General features: G+C 36.2%; 19 protein-coding genes. 15 read left to right on the top strand and 4 right to left on the bottom strand.

The genetic code is table 11. The annotated features are described in order from the left end of the window. The first annotated feature begins 3 nt into the window (after positions 1–3). Positions 4–1,476 carry a M14 family zinc carboxypeptidase gene (locus H344_RS0107300; RefSeq protein WP_026809719.1) on the top strand — a complete coding sequence of 491 codons (1,473 nt, stop codon included), beginning with the start codon at positions 4–6 and terminating at the stop codon, positions 1,474–1,476. Between the two features lie 150 nt (positions 1,477–1,626). On the opposite strand, the gene H344_RS0107295 is transcribed toward H344_RS0107300, so the two are convergent. Then, a complete protein-coding gene (locus H344_RS0107295) occupies positions 1,627–2,454 on the bottom strand; it encodes an OmpA/MotB family protein (RefSeq protein WP_026809718.1) in 828 nt (275 codons plus the stop codon). Positions 2,455–2,608: 154 nt separating this feature from the next. Further along, complete coding sequence (locus H344_RS0107290) at positions 2,609–3,718, bottom strand: vWA domain-containing protein (RefSeq protein ID WP_026809717.1); 1,110 nt, start codon at positions 3,716–3,718, stop codon at positions 2,609–2,611. A 361-nt stretch (positions 3,719–4,079) separates the two neighbouring features. On the opposite strand from H344_RS0107290, the gene H344_RS0107285 reads away from it, so the two are divergent. The 10 genes from H344_RS0107285 to H344_RS0107240 all read left to right on the top strand — a co-directional run bounded on the left by H344_RS0107285 (position 4,080) and on the right by H344_RS0107240 (position 13,580). Beyond that, positions 4,080–4,790 (top strand): 6-phosphogluconolactonase, encoded by a 711-nt coding sequence (locus H344_RS0107285; protein ID WP_026809716.1) that lies wholly within the window; start codon positions 4,080–4,082, stop codon positions 4,788–4,790. A gap of 110 nt (positions 4,791–4,900) precedes the next feature. After that, entirely contained in the window at positions 4,901–5,374 is a 474-nt protein-coding gene (locus H344_RS0107280; RefSeq protein WP_026809715.1) for a (2Fe-2S)-binding protein, read from the top strand. A gap of 36 nt (positions 5,375–5,410) precedes the next feature. Further along, positions 5,411–7,639, top strand: a complete 2,229-nt coding sequence (locus tag H344_RS0107275; protein ID WP_026809714.1) for a xanthine dehydrogenase family protein molybdopterin-binding subunit — start codon at positions 5,411–5,413, stop codon at positions 7,637–7,639. A gap of 1 nt (position 7,640) precedes the next feature. After that, positions 7,641–7,895, top strand: a complete 255-nt coding sequence (locus H344_RS0107270) for a MoaD/ThiS family protein (protein ID WP_026809713.1) — start codon at positions 7,641–7,643, stop codon at positions 7,893–7,895. Between the two features lie 16 nt (positions 7,896–7,911). After that, positions 7,912–8,895, top strand: coding sequence for a GTP 3',8-cyclase MoaA (moaA, locus tag H344_RS0107265; protein ID WP_084148749.1), 984 nt, complete (start codon positions 7,912–7,914; stop codon positions 8,893–8,895). Between the two features lie 21 nt (positions 8,896–8,916). Beyond that, positions 8,917–9,501: an NTP transferase domain-containing protein gene (locus tag H344_RS0107260; protein ID WP_034256313.1), complete on the top strand. Its 585-nt coding sequence runs from the start codon at positions 8,917–8,919 to the stop codon at positions 9,499–9,501. Between the two features lie 138 nt (positions 9,502–9,639). Then, positions 9,640–10,716, top strand: coding sequence for a HesA/MoeB/ThiF family protein (locus tag H344_RS0107255; protein WP_026809710.1), 1,077 nt, complete (start codon positions 9,640–9,642; stop codon positions 10,714–10,716). Between the two features lie 40 nt (positions 10,717–10,756). Beyond that, positions 10,757–11,956, top strand: a complete 1,200-nt coding sequence (locus tag H344_RS0107250; RefSeq protein ID WP_026809709.1) for a molybdopterin molybdotransferase MoeA — start codon at positions 10,757–10,759, stop codon at positions 11,954–11,956. A 2-nt stretch (positions 11,957–11,958) separates the two neighbouring features. After that, positions 11,959–12,969, top strand: coding sequence for an XdhC family protein (locus H344_RS0107245; protein WP_026809708.1), 1,011 nt, complete (start codon positions 11,959–11,961; stop codon positions 12,967–12,969). Continuing rightward, positions 12,969–13,580, top strand: coding sequence for a nucleotidyltransferase family protein (locus H344_RS0107240; protein ID WP_026809707.1), 612 nt, complete (start codon positions 12,969–12,971; stop codon positions 13,578–13,580). The genes H344_RS0107245 and H344_RS0107240 overlap by 1 nt, the downstream gene beginning before the upstream one ends. A 1,187-nt stretch (positions 13,581–14,767) precedes the next feature. On the opposite strand, the gene H344_RS0107235 is transcribed toward H344_RS0107240, so the two are convergent. Further along, positions 14,768–15,265: an HD domain-containing protein gene (locus tag H344_RS0107235; RefSeq protein ID WP_026809706.1), complete on the bottom strand. Its 498-nt coding sequence runs from the start codon at positions 15,263–15,265 to the stop codon at positions 14,768–14,770. A gap of 164 nt (positions 15,266–15,429) precedes the next feature. Here H344_RS0107235 and H344_RS0107230 point away from each other — a divergent pair, with 164 nt between their 5' ends. Beyond that, a complete protein-coding gene (locus tag H344_RS0107230; protein WP_026809705.1) occupies positions 15,430–16,524 on the top strand; it encodes an amidohydrolase family protein in 1,095 nt (364 codons plus the stop codon). A gap of 266 nt (positions 16,525–16,790) precedes the next feature. Here the strand turns inward: H344_RS0107230 and H344_RS0107225 are convergent, their stop codons facing one another. Next, positions 16,791–17,381, bottom strand: coding sequence for a Pycsar system effector family protein (locus H344_RS0107225; RefSeq protein ID WP_026809704.1), 591 nt, complete (start codon positions 17,379–17,381; stop codon positions 16,791–16,793). Between the two features lie 292 nt (positions 17,382–17,673). Between H344_RS0107225 and H344_RS0107220 the strand changes: the two genes are divergently transcribed. From H344_RS0107220 to H344_RS0107210, 3 genes are all read left to right on the top strand, one after another. After that, entirely contained in the window at positions 17,674–18,159 is a 486-nt protein-coding gene (locus H344_RS0107220) for a hypothetical protein (protein ID WP_026809703.1), read from the top strand. Between the two features lie 130 nt (positions 18,160–18,289). Next, a complete protein-coding gene (locus tag H344_RS0107215) occupies positions 18,290–20,011 on the top strand; it encodes an adenylate/guanylate cyclase domain-containing protein (RefSeq protein WP_240484957.1) in 1,722 nt (573 codons plus the stop codon). A gap of 108 nt (positions 20,012–20,119) precedes the next feature. After that, a partial coding sequence (locus H344_RS0107210) for a transposase (RefSeq protein ID WP_026809701.1) occupies positions 20,120–20,333 on the top strand: 214 nt, incomplete at its 3' end.

Genomic DNA, 20,333 nt, shown 5'->3' with positions numbered 1-20,333 from the left:
ATTATGAACAAGAATTATTACCTTTTAATTTTATTGTGTATTACTACCGTTTGTTCTGTTTTTGGACAGCAGAATGATATTACTAATAAACTCTTTTCTACCTATGAAAAGTATAAAGAACCCTCTATTGATGAGCGACGAATAAAACATGAAGACATACAGCCTCTTATCACTAAAATTGGTGAGGATCCGAGGTTTGAAGTGAATAAAGTGGGGGAATCTATTGAGGGTAGAAGCCTTTCATTAATAAGTGTTGGTACGGGTAGTACTAATGTGTTTCTATGGTCGCAGATGCATGGGAACGAGCCAACAGCTACTCAGGCTATTTTTGATATTCTTCATTTTCTGGCTAGTGACGACTTTAAACAGGAAAAAGAGGATATACTTAAAAATTTAAAACTTCACTTCTTACCTATGTTAAACCCTGATGGAGCACAGGGATATAATAGAAGAAATGCTTTGGGAATCGATATCAATCGTGATGCGCTGATGTTACAATCCCCAGAGGGAAGAACACTCAAAAGAGTTCGTGATAGTCTTAATGCTAAATTTGGTTTCAATTTACACGATCAGAGTACTTATTACAATGCGGAGAGAACCAATAAGCCGGCTACTATTTCCTATTTGGCACCTGCTTTTAATTATGAAAAAGATATTAATGAGGTTCGAGGAGATGCAATGAGGGTTATTGTCTTTATGAACCGCATTATTCAAAATTACGCTCCCGGACAAGTAGGAAGGTATAATGATGATTTTGAACCTAGGGCCTTTGGAGATAATATCCAAAAATGGGGAACAAGTGCCATTTTAATTGAATCGGGAGGATATAAGGATGATGTAGAGAAACAATTTATTAGAAAACTAAACTATGTATCTATCCTTTCGGCCATTTATACCATTGCCAAGGAGAATTATAAGGATATACCAATTTCTGAATATGAGGAGATTCCTCAAAATGATAGAAAGTTGTTCGACTTAAAGCTTATAGGAGTAACTTATAATTTATTGGGAAAACCGTATAAGCTAGATGTAGGTATTCATAGAAATGAGGTGGACATTCCCGCTAAAAACAGCTTTTATTACAGTAGTAGAGTAGCAGATCAAGGAGATCTGTCTACCTTTTATGGATACGAGGAATTAGAGGCAGAGGATTATACCATTACGCCTGGAAAAGTATATCCAATGACACTGAAGTATATAAAGGAGCTATCACAATTAAATATTGAGGAGCTTTTAAGATTGGGGTATACCTATGTAAGGATTGAGAACATTCCAGAAAACCAACGATTTTCTAATATGCCCCTTCACATTATAGGCCCCAACTATAAGGTTCATACATTTAATCTCCAGCTAGGTATCAATCCTACTTTCTTGTTAGAAAAGGAGGGTAAAAATGAGTATGCAATCGTCAATGGATTTCTTATCGATCTAAACAATGGGGACGGGAAATTTAGCAATGCGCTAATTTTTAAATAAATCTCATCGGGCTACTATGGCTTCTCGCTATGCAATTCCTTCTAAAATAAGCGTTTAGTCTACTTCGATAGTATAAAAGGAATTTTATTACGGCATAAAAAAAGGGATAGTGCTTAAAACACTATCCCTTTTTCTTTTGTTTTATGCTTATTAAAGACTCTCAGGGTCTAACATTGCAAAGAACTTATCCAAATTAGGAATAATCACTATTCTGGTACGTCTGTTTTTAGCTCTGTTCTCTTTACTATCGTTTTCTACTAGAGGAATATAGCTACTTCTTCCTGCTGCAATTAAGTTTGCAGGATTTACATTGTATTTATTTTGTAATAATCTAACAACGGAGGTGGCTCTTTTTACACTCAAGTCCCAGTTATCTTGGAACATAGCAGTATTAATAGTTCTAGAGTCGGTATGTCCTTCTACCATAACTTCCATACTTGGTTCAGAGTTAATTACTTCTGCAAGCTTCCCTAAAATAGAATGGGCCTTATTACTAACTCTATAGCTTCCTGTGTTAAACAATAACTTGTCTGAGATATTGATCATAACAACAGTCTTATCAATGTTTACCATAACATCGTCATCTTCATCAGAAATAGATTGTTTTAGGTTATGGGAGATAGCAAGGTTTATGGAATCTTCCATTGTCTTAGCCTCTGCCAATAGGCTTGGGTCTACTTTGGCTAAGGTAGCTCTCATTTTAGCTTTAGTATTATTGCTCATTACAGCAACATCATCTATAGCGGTCAATTGAGAATCATTAATTTCTTGAAGGGAATTAATTTTTTGGTTGTATTCTATTACCCTAGCTTCAATTTTAGACATTTTAGACTCTAATTCCTCTTTTTCTACCTGTGTTTTCATTAAAACACTTTTGGTATTATTAAGGTCACTTTCTAAGGCTACATACCTTTTTTTAGATACACAGGAAGAAAGTACTGCCATTCCTAATATACCAACTAAAATACTTTTTTTCATTTTAAATAATTAAAGGTTACATATAGTTTTCATTATAGTTATACGTACAGTTTCCTGAATTAGATGTTCTGGTTTAATAATATTTGGTCAAAAAAATAGGGCGTCGAATTAATTCGACGCCCTATTTACTAGTTATCAGAGGACTAGGTCAATATTATTCACAGCCTCCTGTAAACCCTTTTGCATTAAATTTTGTCTGCACCGCACCTTGTCGGTTACCCTTTTTCACTTGAATGGCTAAATTGCTTTCGCCACTCCCGTCTCTTTTTGGGCTACAATATTCAAAAAGATAGAAACTATTAGCTCTTTCAGAAACACGATCAGAGATTTCATTAAAGGTAGTTTCCAGTTGTGCTTTATCAGTAGCAAAGACGCTGTGAGTCTTACCTATCTTTTTCAATACATCGTTATCTATTTCATCCCCTAATCCAATACTGAAATAAGAAATGTTATTGTTTGCTCTTTCTACTTTTTGGATTGCAGCAGTCTCTGTATAACGGGAAGCTTGGTCTGTACCATCGGTAAAAATCACCACAGAAGCAGCACCAATCCTATCATTTGTAGTACTTTCTTTTAGTAGCTTTTCTGCAACGTCTGTAGACTTTATTACCGCTCCGTAGAGATCCGTTGATGGATCTTTACTAATATCTTTAGTAATACCACTAATAGAATTGATTAAGTCTTGTTTTACATGTGTCAAAGGGGTTAGAGAATGTAATTTATCTTCCCCATTAAACCAATAGATGGCCATTTTATAAACCTCAGAATCTGGATCTGGCATCACATTGTTAACAAAACTGATGGAAGCTGACTTTAATTCTTCCAAACTAGAGTCCAACACACTATTACTTAAATCTAGTACTAGAACAGTATTGCTATTGAAAATTTGAGCGTTAGGAGAAATCCTTGCAAAGGATTCCGATGGAGATATCGTTTTAAAGCAGGCATCATTCCTTCCTTGCTCATAAATAGTAAACTGCTCAGCAGTTAAACCAGCAACAGGCTTTCCTTCATCATCCGATACCCTAAAGAAAACAGATACTTTTCCTGGTAAGGTGGTATATTGATTTTGGATAGATAGCACTAGATCCCCTTCATCAAGATTTAAACACTTATCTACAGGTTTACCAAGACCTAAATCTCCAGTGATATCGGTGTTTCCACCAGGGTTAACCCCAAATTCAACATCATCATCAGCGTTACCGCATGATATAAACAAGGCTATAATAAAGCTAATAGCAGCTATTTTCGAGTATAATTTCATTTTCAAATAAATTAGGTTCATTTAGCAGAACGGTCAAAACTATTTAAAATTATAATCGAATAAAAATTCTATGTTAATTATTGTTAAGGACTTTATTCAAATTTATTTTTCGTAGCTTACATAGACATTTTTATTGCTATATGTACTCTACTTCTAGTCTATATTCATAAAGCTAGATTAGAGTAAATTCACCCTTTTGGCAACCTATTATTAATACTTTATTTTAATGGGTAAGGTCTAAGGAATTGACAAATAATTAAATCTAATCAACTAAATCTTTAATATGTCTTTATAATGTAATAGAGCTTTTTTCAAGAAAAATTGGCTACAACATTATGGGATGATAAACCGCTGACTAAATATGGAAATACATTATTGTTCAGATTATCATGAAATGAGTCAAATGGCCTGTGACCAAATCATAGCAAACCTTAGGGAGCAACCAAACCAACTTCTTTGTCCCACCAAAGGTGCTTCTCCCATGGGGTTATATAAAAAACTGGTAGACCATTATAAAAAGGAGTCAGCCTTATTTGATGAATTGAAGATTATAAAACAGGATGAATGGGGTGGTCTTTCTGCCTCCGATCCTAATTCTTGCGAAACCTATCTTAAGACCAATCTTTTAGAGCCTATGAATATTCCACAAGAAAGATACCTGTCGTTCGATAGCAGCCCAGTAGATGCAAAAAAAGAATGTAACCGAATGGATAATGAAATCCAGGAAAAAGGCCCATTAGATATATGTATCTTAGGAATGGGTAGAAATGGTCACCTTGGTTTTAATGAACCATCAAAACACCTAACCCCCAATTGTCATATTGCAGAACTTAGTCCTACTTCTTTAATGGGAAGTATGACAAAAACCATGTCCCACAAGCCAAATTATGGACTTACTCTTGGAATGGCTACTCTTTTGCAATCTAAAGAAATTATATTCTTACTCACCGGTGAGGGTAAAAAAGATGTCATTAAAAAATTAATGAACAAAGAGATTTCTACTTTTTTGCCCGCCTCGTTTTTATGGCTACACCCAAACGTTCATTGTTATTTAGATAAATCTAGTTTGTAAAGAGAGGATGAAATTGTTTCTCCTCACGCACAAGAAACTGTTAAATTGATTTTTTATATTTTTAATTTTAATAACTTGTAAAGTCTTGATGGAATTAAACTAAAACTACTATGCCAACTTATAAAATCACAGTTAACGGAAAACCTCAAAGTATAGATGTAGCAAGCGACACCCCTTTGTTATGGGTCCTAAGGGATCATTTAAATTTAGTAGGTACAAAGTTCGGTTGCGGAATAGCACAATGTGGTGCATGTACCGTGCATATAGACGGGAATGCTGTTAGGAGTTGTTCTTTGCCAATTTCATCTATAGAAGAAAAAGAAATAACTACAATAGAGGGATTGTCCGAAAATGGAGATCATCCAGTACAATTGGCTTGGAAGGAAGTAGATGTGCCGCAATGTGGTTATTGTCAGGCCGGACAAATCATGACAGCAACTGCTTTTTTAAGTAGAAATCCAAATCCAGATGAAATGGAAATAAAAAGTGCTATGCATGGTAATATTTGTAGGTGTGCTGCTTACACTAGAATTCATAAGGCAGTGGCATTAGCAGCAAGTAAATCATCATCTTCAAAATCATAAATCCTTTTCTTCATTTAGGACTAAAAAATTAATATTATGTCAACATCCAAAATAGCTTTTAATCGAAGGGATTTTATTAGGACTTCATCCTTAGTTGGGGGCGGAATTCTAATAGGTTTTAATCTTTTTACCGCATGTAAACCCAAAATAAAACCACCAGTAGATATTTCTAAACTAAATTTCAACGATTTTAATGCGTTTATAAAGATCGCAGATAATGGGATGGTAACTATATTTGCTCCCAATCCAGAAATAGGGCAGGGGGTAAAAACAGCTATGCCAATGCTTATTGCAGAGGAATTGGATGTGGCATGGAAAAATGTCTATGTACAACAAGGGATATTAGATACTGAAAATTATACCCGACAGCTTGCTGGGGGGAGTCAATCTATCCGACTTGGGTGGGAACCTTTAAGGCATACTGGGGCTACAGCAAGACAGATGTTAGTAAATGCTGCTGCTGCTAGATGGGGAGTAGATCCGTCTACTTGTACCACATCAGAAGGAGTAATAACCAATGGTAAAGGAGAAACATTAGGATATGGAGACGTAGTTAGGGATGCTTCCTTTTTAGAAGTACCAGAAAAAGTAACCTTAAAAAATCATAAAGATTTTAAAATTATTGGTACGGATGCACCTAATGTGGACCTTGATAAGATAGTTACCGGAAAACCTCTTTTTGGACTAGATTATAAGGTAGATGGAATGGTATATGCTGCTGTGGTTAGACCACCAGCTTTTGGTCAGAAATTAGCATCTTTTGATGATACCGAAGCAAGAGCTATGCCAGGAGTTATAGATGTTATTACAATAGGTGAAAAGGCAAGAGCACTTACTTCCGGGGAAAGTAATAACTGGACAGTTGCTTTAGCGAATAGTGACAAAGTTGTGGTTATAGCAAAAACCACATGGGAAGCTATGAAAGCTAAAGAGGCCATAAAAGCAAACTGGATAGAAGAAACTCCTTTAGAAAGCACGGAATATCAAGACCAACAATTATTAGGTCTTTTGGATGGTAATAAATTTGAAACGCTACGAAAAGATGGGGATATAAATAGCGCATTTTCTCAGGCAGATATGATTTTGGAACGCACCTACGAGTCGCCCTTTTTACCCCATAATTGTATGGAACCCATGAACTATTTTGCCAATGTTACCAGCGAAAAAATACACTTAGTAGGGCCAGTGCAGACACCAGAATTTGCTGCCACCGCTGTAGCAGGTATGTTGGGAAGAGATGTTAAGGATGTACACTTAGAAATGACCCGTATGGGTGGTGGTTTTGGAAGAAGACTGTATGGTGATTTTGTTTATGAAGCAGCAGAAATTTCAAATGTTATTAAAAAGCCAGTTAAGTTAATTTATACTAGGGAAGATGATATGACTGCTGGTACCTATCGTCCAGCTATAAAATATAGAATTAAAGCGGCTGTTAAGGATGGTGAAGTTACTGCTTACCATCTAAAAGAAGCTGCTATTAACGGGAATATGTATGGACTAATACCTAATTTTTTTCCTGCAGGAGCAATCGCCAATTATCAGGTAGATGTAGCTAATTACAAGAGTAACATTACTACCGGGGCTTGGAGGGCACCCTATACCAATTTCTTAGCCTTTGCTGAGCAAAGCTTTTTTGATGAGTTAGCAGAAACTATGGAAGTAGACCCTATACAATTGCGAATAGATCTTTTGCAAAATGTAAAAGGTACTACAGATGAGCGTATTGAATATTCTCCAGAACGATTAGAAAATGTAATCAATGTAGCAGTTGAGAAATCGGGATGGGGAAGAAAAGGAGCTGGAACTTACCAAGGTTTTGCTGCTTACTATTGTCATAACTCTCATGTTGCAGAGGTTGCCGATGTAGAAATAGAAAATGGAATTCCCGTTGTGAAAAAGGTAACCTGTGTAGTAGATTGTGGGGTAGTGGTGAATCCCTTAGGAGCTATAAATCAGATTGAAGGTGGGGTAATAGATGGTGTGGGTCATGCCATGTATGGCGATTTGGAGTTCTCAGATGGAATACCTAATTCAAACAACTACGATAGCTATCGTTTAATAAGAATGAGAGAAGTTCCTGTGGTAGAAACACATATGATAGAAAGTGATATAGCACCCACAGGATTAGGAGAGCCTACCTTGCCACCAGCAGGAGCTGCAGTGGCAAACGCTCTAAAGGCTGCTACCGGTAATAGATTTACTGCACAGCCATTTTTAAAATTCCCGGAGCTAATGAATGTTTCGGAAAAAACAATTAAAGGTTAATATGACAATACTACTTTTTGGAATTACTAAGGATATCGTTGGTAGTTCTACTTTATCTATGCCGAGTACAAGTGAATTTGGCTCTAAAAAAACAAAAACTGTAAAAGAACTTAAAGAATACTTGGGTATAATGTACCCAGATCTAAACAAACTATCCTCTTTAGCAATTGCTGTAAATAATTCATATGCAGATGATGATACTATTATCGATAATTTTGATGAAATTGCACTTATTCCACCAGTAAGTGGGGGATAATGGAAAATGCGAATAAATGTTAGTAGACAATCATAATAGAAAAATCAATTATTTACGACTTGCAGTTACAGATCGGTGTAATTTACGCTGTAACTATTGCATGCCTTCGGAAGGAATTGATTTTGCCAAAAAAAGTCAGCTTTTCACTATAGAAGAATTATGTCGATTAAGTGAAATTATGGTAGAACAAGGCATCGATAAAATCCGTATTACAGGAGGGGAACCGTTTGTAAGGAAGGATTTATTGGTTTTGCTGCGAAAATTATCCAAATTAGAAGGGTTAAAGGATATTTCTATCACCACTAATGCCACTTTGATAGGACCCTATATAAAAGAATTAAAAGAACTAGGCATCCTAAATATCAATGTAAGCCTAGATGCGAATGAAGAGGAGACTTTTAAAAAAATTACCCGAAGAGATCAATATGATACGGTCTATAATAACCTTACTAGGCTTATTGAAGAAGGATTTAACGTACGGATTAATTTTATTGCATTGGAAGGTCAGAATACTCAAGACATTATTCCTATTTTAAAGTTAATGCGGCATTATCCGGTATCCGTTAGGTTTCTGGAAGAAATGCCATTTAACGGGGGCAGTAAATCTTTTAATTCCATTACATGGGATTATAAGAAGATATTAGCCCATATACAATCGGAATTTCCTGATATTACAAAATTAGAATCGCCCAAAACATCTACTTCTATTAATTACCAAATTAAGGGACATAAAAGCACCTTTGGTCTAATCCCTTCTTTTTCTAGAACCTTTTGTGGAAGTTGTAATCGACTTAGGATTTCGGCCACCGGAGATGTAATTACTTGCCTTTATGGTAAGCCTAGACTGAATTTAAGAGATATAATGAGAGGGGAGAATGTAGAAGAGCGAATTAAAGAACATATTCTTAAGGCTATTGGGAGTAGATCTAAAACAGGCTTTGAGGAACAAGAAAAATATTCGGGAATATTTCAAAATTCCATGACCTCCATTGGAGGCTAATCATAAAAGAAAATTGCTGTTATGAAAGCTAATAAAATAAACGGACTTGTACTTTCCGGTGGGAAAAGTACAAGAATGGGAATTGATAAGGGGCTGATAGATTACCATGGGGTACCGCAACGCGAGTATCTTTACAACTTACTAAAACCACTTTGTAATAATGCCTATATGAGTGTTAGGGAAGAACAGGTTCCTGAGTTTAGTGAAGAATATAAGTTGATTGTAGATCGGGATGAATATAAGGGGCCTTATAATGGTCTTTTAAGTGCACATTACCTAGACCCTAAGGCAAGTTGGTTGGTATTGGCTTGTGATCTGCCTTTGATGGATCTAAATGCGTTAAAACAGTTGATTCTAGGAAGAGACGCTAGTAAACTTGCTACTGCCTTTGCTACAAGAGAAAGTGGCTTGCCAGAACCCCTTTGTGCGATATGGGAACCGGAAGGATTACATAAATCCATTGCATATCTAAATGCAGGAAATGGGTCTTGTCCCCGTAAATTCTTAATTAATGAAGATATTCAGCTGCTTTACCCAGAAAATGAGGAAGTATTGTTGAATGCCAATTATAAGGAAGATTACGAAAAGGTATTATCAATATTGTAATGAATCCCGCAGCCTATAGTGTTACATACAGGGCATAACTTAAGGCTCATAATAACAATTTTAAAAGGATAAATAGTAGGAAAATAAGTTAACCATCTACATTCTTCGTTAGAAATATCCTAATAACATTTTCTATAAATGGAATTCAATAGATATCAAAGGCAAACTAATTTAAAAGAATTTGGTCCAGAGGCCCAACAGAAATTAAAAGATGCCCGAGTTTTGGTAATTGGAGCGGGGGGACTAGGAACTCCAGCGCTATCTTACCTAAATGCTATGGGAGTGGGAACCTTAGGTATTATTGAGCAAGATAATATAGAACTTACAAATCTACAACGACAGGTATTGTATAAGGAAGTCGATTTAGGGAAATCTAAATTAAAAACCCTTGTGGCACACTTAAAGTCCCAAAATTCGGCCACCAATTTTATTGCGTTTGAAAAATTTCTAAACAGAGAAAATGCTTTGGAGATTATTTCACAATTTGACTTAGTATTAGACGGATCCGATAATTTTCCTACCCGATATTTAGTGAATGACGCCTGTGTTATCCTTAATAAACCATTTGTTTCGGGTGCTATCCAAGGCTTTGAGGGACAGCTTAGTGTTTATAACTACAAAGGTGGACCTACCTATAGATGTTTGTTCCCTAATATGCCCTCCCAAAATGAAATACCTAATTGTAACGAGAACGGTGTGCTTGGTGTAATACCAGGAATTATTGGATCGCTTCAAGCCTTAGAAGTTGTTAAGATAATTACTCATATAGGAGAAATAATGGCTGGGAAGTTACTCTTGTTCAACGGTTTGGCGCATAACTATCAAACAATAAAATTTAATGCGAATCCAAAAAACTTTCAACTATTATCCTTAAAAGAAAGCTATGGAAACGAAAGTTGCGAAGCTATTGCAACTATAGGGAGTGAGGCGTTTCTAAAAATTTGGGAGTCCAATAATAACTTACAAGTGATAGATGTTAGGACTGAAGAAGAGTTTAAAAAGGATTCATGGATACAATCTAAGGCGGTTAACATTCCATTAGATCAACTTATGGAGGTCCATTTAGAAATGAATTCTAACGAGCCTATTTATCTTATCTGTCAGTCCGGGAGCCGTAGCAGAACAGGGGTAAGTAGGTTACAAGGAATATTAAAGGATTATTCCTTTTATAATGTAGAAGGAGGTCTTAATAAACTTATGATACATCAAAAATAATGTCGAACTAGGCATTAGATAGGTTCCGTAAATTGCAACTATGATTTCATTTAAAGAAGCACTTAAAAAAGTATTAGATTATAAACAGGATTTTGGTACAGAACAAATCCCTTTAAAAATGGCAATGGGAAGGGTACTTGCCGAAGAAGTTATTGCAGATAGAGATTTCCCTCCGTTTAATAGAGCTACAAAAGATGGCATTGCTATAAATTACGATTCTATTGCTACTGGGCAGACTACTTTTAAAATAGAAGGTATACTCCCCGCAGGTGTGGCGCCTACACTTTTGAGTAACACGGAGCAAGCAATTGAAATAATGACTGGAGCTGTTGTTCCAGATAATGCCGATACCGTAGTAATGTACGAGCATTTGGTGATAGAAAACGGTTGGGCTACTTTAATACAGAACCCAACCAAGGGACAGGATATTCACCCTAAAGGTAGCGATAGGAAATCGGGAGAAACGGTGCTACAAAAAAACACCAAAATTACAGCCTCAGAGATAGGCGTTTTGGCTTCCGTAGGGAAATCTACCGTATTAGTGAAAAGACTCCCTAGGGTCGCTATTATCTCTACAGGGAACGAGTTAGTAGAAGTAGGGGAGCAACCCCTATCACATCAGATTAGGAAATCTAATATTCACACCCTTTTCGGAGCATTATCTCAAGAGGGCATAGTTCCAAAAGAATTTCACCTTGTAGATGAGAAGGAAGTTATCAAGGAGGAATTAGCTAATATCCTGTATAATTTTGAGGTAGTTCTGCTCAGTGGTGGGGTATCTAAAGGAAAGTACGATTTTATTCCTGACGTACTAGAAGAATTGGGGGTAGATAAAGTATTTCATCGGGTGCTTCAAAGACCTGGAAAACCCTTTTGGTTTGGTAAACAACCTACTATTGGCACTTTGGTGTTTTCTTTTCCTGGTAATCCAGCTTCTACCTTTGCTAACTATCAGGTCTACTTTAAAAATTGGTTAAGATCTTCCTTAAATCTTCCCAACCCAAAAATTACCGTAATTTTGGAGGAGGGGATCCCCGTTAAGGGCGACTTAACGCTGTTACTAAGAGTAAGATTAAAATGTGCAGATGGACGATTATTAGTCTCTCAGGTAAAGGAAAATGGCTCTGGAGACCTTACCAGTTTAGCGCTTACAGATGGTTTTATAGTTTTAGATCCAGTAAAAGAATTTTATGAAGCGGGAGAATCGGTTTCTTTTGTCCCAACCAAACCACTTTGGTGATTATGACACACGAACTCAAAAATATCATTAAGGAATACCAACAAGCCACATTAAAAGGTCAGCAATGCGTATTAGCTACGGTTGTAGCACTTGACGGTAGCTCTTACCGAAGACCAGGGGTTAGAATGTTGATTCTAGAAGATGGTCATATGATAGGTGCAGTGAGTGGTGGCTGTGTGGAAAAAGAGGTGCTGAGACAGGCACAGTCAGTATTTAATGATAATACGGCTAAAGTTATAACATATGATGGTCGTTATCGATTGGGATGTGAGGGAGTACTTTACATTTTGTTAGAACCTTTTCGTCCCAACACTGAATTTTTGGAAGCCTTTACAGAAACCTTAAAATTGCGTCGTAATTTTAAGGTAGTCTCGATATTTGAGAAGAAAGAAGCCATTAATAAGCATTATGGCTCTATGGTACATTTCGGAGATGCTATTTTACCAATCTATTCTGATTTTAAACAAGGTGGGGGGTTGAACTTGTTTGAACAAGAAATGGAGCCTTGTTTTAAGCTTTTCATTATTGGTGCTGAGCACGATGCAGTACAATTAAATACCTTGGCCTCTCAATTAGGATGGGAAGTTACTATTATTGCTGACCCTGCTGAGGAAAAAAACATCTTGGACTTTGAGGGTGCCCATGAATTTATGGGGATACTACCTAATGAATTCCCTGTAAATTCTATAGATAATCGCACTGCAATTGTTCTAATGAACCATAGTTATTCTAAAGACCTTAGTTATCTTATGGCTTTAAAAGATGTACAACCATTATATTTAGGGCTTCTAGGCCCTCACCGTCGTAGGGAAAAGCTCTTTAATGAATTATTGGAGCGTAGTCCCTCATTATCCTATGATTTCTTGGATTGTATCCATGGACCGGCCGGACTCAATTTAGGGACAGAAACTCCACAGGAAATAGCAGTGTCTATTATTGCCGAAATTTTATCGGTCCTAAGAAATCAAAAACCCATCCCTTTAAAAGATAAAAAAAAGGGTATTCACGATTAATGAAAGATATAAAATCCAATATCGCAGTTATTATTATGGCCGCCGGAGCTTCTTCCCGAATGGGGACAGCAAAACAACTGTTGCCTTGGGGAAAATCTACCCTTATTGGAAATGCTATTAAAACCGCGACGGATTCGGATGCTAAGGATGTATATGTTGTGCTAGGTGCAAGGGCTAATGAAATTAAAAAAAGCATAGAATTAAAGGATAAGGCCGTTATCTATAATCAGGATTGGGAATCCGGATTGGGCAGTTCCATTGCAAATGCCACTAGATTTATTTTAGAGAAGACCGAAAATTATGATGGTATTCTAGTAATGTTGGCAGACCAACCTTTGATAGATACTTCCTACTTAAATGAGCTAATTACCGCATTTAACGAAGCTAAGTATAGTATAATTACCACAAAATATAACCACGGAAATGGCGTACCCGCTATTTTTGATTCTTCCCATTTTTTAGAGTTACTGCAACTCAATAAAGATTCTGGGGCCAGGGATATTATTAGACTTCATAAAGACAGACTAATAAGCATAGATCCTAAAGGGAAAACAGCTGATGTGGATACCTATGAGGAGTATCTGAAGATGCTGAAGGGGGTTGTTGAGTAGGGAGTACAAAGTAGGGAGTACAAAGTAGTTGTTAGTACAAAGTATTGAGTACAAAGTATTGAGTACAAAGTATTGAGTTCTTCCCTCGGGCAGGCCCGAGAACACGAACTTTAGCTAACTTAAGTTTCGGGTATATATTTAATAATATTCTATTTAAATAGCGAAGCAAAATTCCTTATCCTCAGAGGACCGCGATGTAAATGCAACGATTTGCATTTGCAGCAAGGGGCCAGATGGCGCGCCGGCCTTCGCTACGGCTGGCTCCTCTAAACCAAGGTACACCGTACCTTAGTTTATCGGCCCTGTTCGTTTCTTTTGGGCGAGCAAAAGAAACCGACGTAGGAGGTTCATGAATTCCTTTAAAAAGGAAATAGAAAGCAATGAACTAAATGAAAGCAAGTAGGTTAGAGAAATTGATTAAAAGCACTTATGATTCAATTACAAAACTAACAACATAATGCATACTCAATATATGTTTAGTTAGATGATAGTACATAGTATTGAGTATTGAGATTGTACGTCTATGATAAAGGTTGACAATTACTAAAATATACACCCACCTCCCTTTGTACTTTGACTGAGCCTACCTACAACAGGTAAACTACACCACAGGTCAAAGGGAGGTGGTTTGCCTGAAAGTGCAAGATGTAGGGATATAATGTTGAAGCGGAGCTTTCGTTTGTACAAAGTGTAGAGTAGTTAATTGCTAAGGCATACTGGGAATTAATCTTGCTTCCTAAAAACGGTCAACTTTTCCAAGATCTAACGAAAGGTATTAAATAGCCCCGTGATTAATCACGGGGATTATTAGTAAAATAAAAAAGGGCTTTAGCCAAAGTTTGAAAGCTTCACTTGTTGTCTAATAAACTACTTTTGGTAAATTAATACCTCCAGAGGTTGAGATTTCTCAATCGACATAAAGTGAGGACTATAACACAATTACCCTCTATTATAATTGATTTTTACTATGCTTATTTAACGATAGGCAAGCCCAATCTCCAATAATCCGGTAGCTAATCCCGCTGGTAATTAGATATAGGTGGCTTCAGCCACCTTACTAGTAAAGTATAAATAATTGTACGCCCCTGATATAGGTTGACCGAAACTGGTTACTGATCACCGATTACTGACTCCTTGTAGGTCTACTTTAAACTGGAAATCCATTTCTAATAAACGGTTTCTTTAGCCTATTTGACAAGCTTCTGCGCTCGTTCCAATAATTGTGGGTGCCCACTTTTTAACACTTGTACCAGCGCTTTCATTTCTGGGATATAACGTTTGGCGAACCCAGGGTCATTTTTACTTATACTTGGTAAGTTGTCAATTATATCAGCAAGTTTTATGCTTTGTGCCTCACTACTGATGTTGGCTATTCGTTCGGTTTCTTTTTTCTTTCTCCAACGTCTGTTAAGTTCTGGGTATTTTTCTTTTGTAAATTCATCGGTAAGTTCCTCTACTAGTTTGGCCACTTTCTTCCCAAATTTCTTGTTTATTTGCTTTAAGGACACTTCCGTATCTTCCACCACGTCATGCAGGTAGGCCGCGCATATCATTTCTGAAGTGTGAGGAAATTCACTTAACATTTCCGCTACAAGTATCGGATGCGCTATATACAATTCCTCTTTATATTTTCGTTGCTGATTACCATGAGCCTTTCGGGCAAATTCTAATGCTTCCTTTTCCATAGTAGATTAAAGTTAGTCGTTCCTCAATAAAAAAGCAAAATAGGAGAAGGAAGTCAACCCCCAGTACAGCTCATTTTTCTAGTACAGCCTTAAATATAAATAGCTTTTAATTTTCCCTAATTATCTCAATAAACCATATATTTAGTTCAAAAAGCAAGAGAACTATGAATAGAAGATACATTATCGCTTCACTTTTAATTGGAATCATAAACGCCTCAAATCTTATTGGACAAGAAATGGGTTTTGAGGAATACAATCCAAAATCTACCCTTAAGGTTCCAGGAAAAGAAATTAAAAAGGCGAAATTTCCTTTTATAGACGTTCATGGACATCAATATAACATGCCTACTCAAGATCTTGCACCCCTTATTGCAGATATGGATAAGCTTAATTTGGCTATAATGGTCAACCTTAGCGGGGGCTCAGGCGTGCCACTTCAAAAATCCTTAGAAAATGTAAAGAATAACTATCCGAATCGATTCGCAATTTTTGCTAATGTAGATTTTGAAGGGGTAGGCAGCCCAAATTGGACCGAAAAAGCCGTAGCTCAACTAGAAGAGGATATAAAAAATGGAGCAAAAGGCTTAAAAGTATATAAAAGTTTGGGGTTAAGAAATAAGGATATTACAGGGAAGCGGTTAGCTATTGACGATCCACGGTTGGGGCCTATTTGGGAGAAATGTGGTGAGCTAGGGGTTCCTGTGCTTATTCACTCTGCAGATGTAAAAGCTTTTTGGGATGATATAGATTCTGATAACGAACGATGGTTGGAACTAAAAACCCATCCCAGAAGAAAACGCTCTAATACGAACCCAGCTCCTTGGGAACAAATCATTTCAGAACAACACAATATTTTTAAAAATCATCCGAAAACCACTTTTATAAATGCGCATATGGGATTCTATGCTAATGATTTGGCAACGCTTGGTAATCTACTAGACCAAATGCCTAATATGTATGTAGGAATAGGTGCTATTATTGCGGAATTAGGGAGACAACCAAGAAATGCACGTAAATTCTTTATTAAATATCAAGATCGTATTTTATTTGGAAAGGATAGTTGGAAACCAGAAGAGTTCCCTACTTATTTTAGGGTCTTAGAATCTGATGATGAATATTTTCCATATCATAAAAAATACCATGCTTTTTGGGCTATGTATGGAATGGATCTCCCTGACGATGTCTTAAAAAAAGTGTACTATAAAAATGCCTTAAAGCTTATCCCTGGATTAGATAGCCGTCTTTTCCCAAATAATTAAATCTGATATAGTTCATTTAATTTCCAGTTCAATGTCATCAACTAAGGCTTTAATTAATATTTGAGGACTATATCCTAAGAGCTTGCCCGAACTAACTAGGCGGGCTTGCCCGAACTAACCAGGCGGGCCTGCCTGTTCCATTCAAGTAGAGGTTGATTGGTTTTTATTTAGCGCATCATGTAAAATAGATATAGCCTGAGGGTCTTGTCGAGGATATGATGATTTAAAAATTTCCAAGAATACAAATTGGTTGGTTGAAGTGCACTTTATCTCATATCTGATATAAATAGGACAGAAACTAACAACAAGAATAATATCACTAGGCTAAAAGCTAATAAGCGTATAGCTCTATTTACATTCTTAAATTTTACAGCTGCAATTTTAGAGTTTATAAAGATTTGTTGCCCCATTTGATCAAAGAGTTCTACCTCATCCAAGCTTATCTTATAAAAGGTTTTAGAAAACTCCTTTATTGTTCCATATTTACTAATCACATCTCCAAAAAAGAACATGTTTTTGTCAAATTTAGATTCAATCCTAGGCATAAAACATCGAATACTAAAATAAATTGACCCCATCGTTAAACCTATCCAAATTGCGAGCAACCCATAAATCACAAAATAATCTGCAGCCACCAATAACAAATAGGAGATATTTTTATATAAGAAATTAAGAAGAATGCCATAAAAGGAGAGAATAAGTCCGGCTTTAACTTCAGAAGCCTTTATTAGACTAAACACATAGTTAATACTTCCCCAATAATGATCTACCAAGTCTTCGGTATGACTCCCTCTTCTCAAAGGTTTACTAGTATTATCTGGTTTTCTACCTACTGAGGAATGCTGTGGTTGCTCCATTAAAAACTGAGTTAAATTGTTTTCTAGAATAGCAAGTCATGTTTTAACCTACTAGTACGGGGGTACTTGTAAGATAAGAAATTCATAGCAGAAATCTGATGTTTTCTTTTGTAGATGTTTCCTATAAGCAGCTATATTCTTAGATGAATAACAGGGCCATAAACCTTTTCTGTTAATCGGATAACCGAAAGAGCCCTTTGGGACAATCAAAGTATGGATTCGTCCTTATCTATAGCGTTATGAGTTATATGGATGGTAAATTACATATTAATTCATATAAAATCTTCAGATTATGAGAACCAATAAGTACCATTTCATTATATGTGGAATTTTGCTAGTAATGTTCAGTAGCATCACCTACGCCCAAACTATACATATTATAACTTTATATGTAGATACGGATTTGTTAAACCAAGGGAATAATAAAAAAGCTTTTTCTTTTTCTGTAAGTGAAGGAACCGAAGTGGCCGATTTAGAAGACCCTGAAGCATTCACCATTTTTGTAAATGAGAACGATGTAGTAGAGTGGGAGGGAGAGTCGTCCTCCGGGGAAGAAGTGAATATTGAGGAGATTGAAGTTATAGATGATATCCAAAACCCCAATAGAAAAGACCTTTTTAAAAGCAAAAAGCTTAAGGGAAATAGAAATAACGGAAATAATAGAAAGAAGGTTAAAGCGAAAATAAAATCTAAAACTAAAGATAACGTTTATAAGTATATTATAAGATTCAGCCTAGAAGGTGAAACCTACGAAATTGATCCAAAAATCAGGGTATAAGTCAGACAGCATCTACGGTATGATGATAACTTTAATCTTTGTGATAATAAGAGAATGCTACACCAAGACCGTTTATTGCGTCGGATTTCTTATGCTATGCTGTTCTCCCTTTTACGGTCAGAATAAATCAATGACGGATAGTCTCGAATTAATTTATAATGCTGGCAACTTTGCCAATAAAGACCGTTTACAACTACTGGGAGAGCTTGCTAAAAACCATCCAAATCCAGAAAAATCATTACATTATAGTGAAGAACTACTAAAAACAGCCAAAGAATTAGGTTCCACTCAATTTCTTCTTGTGGGGTATCGGGAAAAAGGCAATTCTCTCCGACTAAAAGGAGATCTTAGTGAAGGATTAGCGAGTTATTTTAAAGGGGTAGAACTCGCCAATAAAGAAAACCTGAATCACGATTTGGGACTTTTATACACTTCCATTGCCCATGTCTATTCTATTATGGGTAACCATAATAACACCATTCAATATTACAATAAAGCTATAACCATTCTAAAAGAGTTAAACGACTCCTTAAATTATGCGAATGCTTTGGAAAATTTGGGAGACGAATACAATCTTAATATGGCCAAACCAGATTCTGCGCTCATATTTTTCAAGAAATCAGGGGCAATATTCAAGGCACTGAACTCAAAGATTGGGATGGCTTATAATTTAGGAAATGTGGGATTGGCGTATGCCCAACTTGGACAATATGCAACTGCAGAAAAAAATATCTCTGAGGCTATTGCGCTATTGGAGGATCTTGGGGACTATTATCCTATTTGTGTTTACCTCACCTATATGTCTGACATATATATGCAGCGTAATGATTGGAATGCAGCATTAGAATATGCTTTAAAAAGTCTTAAGCTTGCCAAACAATATGATCTTAAAGATCAGATAAGTGCGGCATTTTTGCAACTGTCGGAATTGTATGAAAGCAATAATAACGATGCAGAAGCATTTAATTATTACAAACAGCATATCATATATAAGGATAGCGTAAAGAATATAACAGCCGTTCAGCAAATGGCCAATATGCGTACTAATTATGAGGTTTCACAGAAGCAAATTGAAGTAGACCTATTAAATCAACAACAAAAGACCCAACGGATAGTCGTTATTGCTACAGGTGTTGCCTTATTCTTAATTGGATTGTTGGCATTTGGACTTTATAGGCGTAATCGATATATCCGAAAAACTAAAAGCATTATAGAGCGTGAAAAAGAGCGGTCTGATGAGTTACTCCTTAATATTTTACCAGAAGAAACAGCGGCAGAATTAAAACAGTATGGTAGTGTTAAAGCTAAGAAATTTGAATCTGTTACCGTGTTATTTACGGACTTTGAGGGGTTTACTCATTTTGCTGAAAACTTATCACCTGAAAAATTGGTAGAAAGTATAGATTACTATTTCACAAAGTTTGATGAAATAATTGAAAAATATGGACTAGAGAAAATAAAGACCGTTGGTGATGCCTATATGTGTGCTGGTGGATTACCTTTCCCTACACAAGACCATGCATGTAGAATGATTAAGGCAGCAATGGAAATACAGAACTTTGTTGTGCAAGCCAAATTAAATCAAACAGCTGATGAAATCCGTTTTAATATCAGAATTGGAATACATACGGGACCTGTGGTAGCAGGTATAGTAGGAACTAAAAAGTTCTCTTATGATATTTGGGGAGATACGGTGAATGTTGCCTCGCGTATGGAAACGATGTCTTTTCCTGGTAGAATTAATATTTCAAAAAACACCTATGATCTTATTAAATCTGAGGTTGATTGTGAATATCGTGGGGAGATTCAGGTTAAAAATCGAGGGAAGATTAAGATGTACTTTGCTAATTAATGGGGACTAGACCATAAACTGTGTAAGTAGAAAATAGAGGGTAAACTAAACGCTTTATTTTATAAACTTGCCTGCGATAAAAATCCAGGTACTAATCTTACACAACAAATGAAAAAAGAAGATCTATTTGATGATGAGTTTCTGAAACAGTTTAAATCAGGAGAAGAACTCAGCAATTTTCTAAAACAAATTCAGAAAAGAGGACTTGAGAAAATGCTCGAAGGGGAACTTGATGGTCACCTGGATTATCAAAAACATCACAAATCTGTTTCCGGTAATACCAGAAACGGCTATTCAGAAAAGAAGATCAAGAGTTCCTTCG

Source organism: Arenibacter latericius DSM 15913 (assembly GCF_000424985.1).
GTDB classification, from domain to species: domain Bacteria; phylum Bacteroidota; class Bacteroidia; order Flavobacteriales; family Flavobacteriaceae; genus Arenibacter; species Arenibacter latericius.
Note: the sequence above shows the minus strand (reverse complement) of the source record. Positions and strands in the feature narration are given on the sequence as shown.